Here is an 846-nt window from a genome sequence, read left to right on the forward strand (position 1 = left end):
AAAAACGCCTACAAGTGTAGACGTTGAATGGTGGTGAGAATTTTATGGCGGATAAAAACAAAAAACAAGAAGCTACTCGTAGTAACCCAATAAACAAAAGTTTTGAAAAGCCGGGTGCCAGCGAAAACTTAAAAAGCACTTTATCAGAAAAAGCTAAGAAAAAAGATTAATATTCATTCATTAAATATAAATCCAATTTAATTTGTTGTTTAAGGTCTACAAGTGTATGTTTAATATACAATTCATCGTTTGACGGTAAATCAGATACTTTGAAATCTTGTCGCTCAACCTCTAGTAAATCGAAATCGCTACCAGCTGAATTATAGGTTTTAAGTTCACCCTCTTCAATGATTCTGTTTTCAAAGTCTTTAATAACTATAAATACTGGTTTACCGTTGTTATTAAACAACTTGTCTCTTTTGTCTAATAAGCTTATACAATCCAAATTCATAAACTTTCTTGTTTCATTAATTAACCAGATAATGAATTTAACAATTAAAGGATTAAATACAAGCACTGTTAAAACAAAAATAATTAGAAACCAAATATTTGCTTTTAGACCTGTAAGCAACTGAAGTAAACTCAAATTTTTTAAATCAACATTATTAAAAATTATAAAAGTATAAAACCATATCAAACATGTTTCAATAGAAAAAATCAATAATACAGGAGTATTGATAATCTTGTTTTTTTCACTAACTAAACCTATCATTGTTAGATATTTATATGGTATGTAACCTAAAACTCCTGTAAGAAGAAGCGCCCCTAGAAATTGAGTCATCTTATCACCTACTTTTTATTTTATTATAACATATTTAGTACCTAGTACTAAATTTTGGGTAGCCC

2 protein-coding genes are annotated in these 846 nt (G+C 28.3%); one reads left to right on the forward strand and one right to left on the reverse strand.

Annotated features, from left to right (window positions below; translation table 11 throughout):
- Positions 1–23 precede the first annotated feature (23 nt).
- Positions 24–170, forward strand: coding sequence for a hypothetical protein (locus IDG64_RS14310; RefSeq protein WP_001013104.1), 147 nt, complete (start codon positions 24–26; stop codon positions 168–170).
- Here IDG64_RS14310 and IDG64_RS14315 read toward each other — a convergent pair.
- On the reverse strand, positions 167–781 hold the full coding sequence (locus tag IDG64_RS14315) for a hypothetical protein (RefSeq protein ID WP_000191459.1): 615 nt from the start codon (positions 779–781) through the stop codon (positions 167–169). The two genes, IDG64_RS14310 and IDG64_RS14315, sit on opposite strands and share 4 nt — an antisense overlap.
- Positions 782–846: the final 65 nt, after the last annotated feature.

Source organism: Staphylococcus sp. EG-SA-15 (assembly GCF_017151895.1).
Classification (GTDB): domain Bacteria; phylum Bacillota; class Bacilli; order Staphylococcales; family Staphylococcaceae; genus Staphylococcus; species Staphylococcus aureus.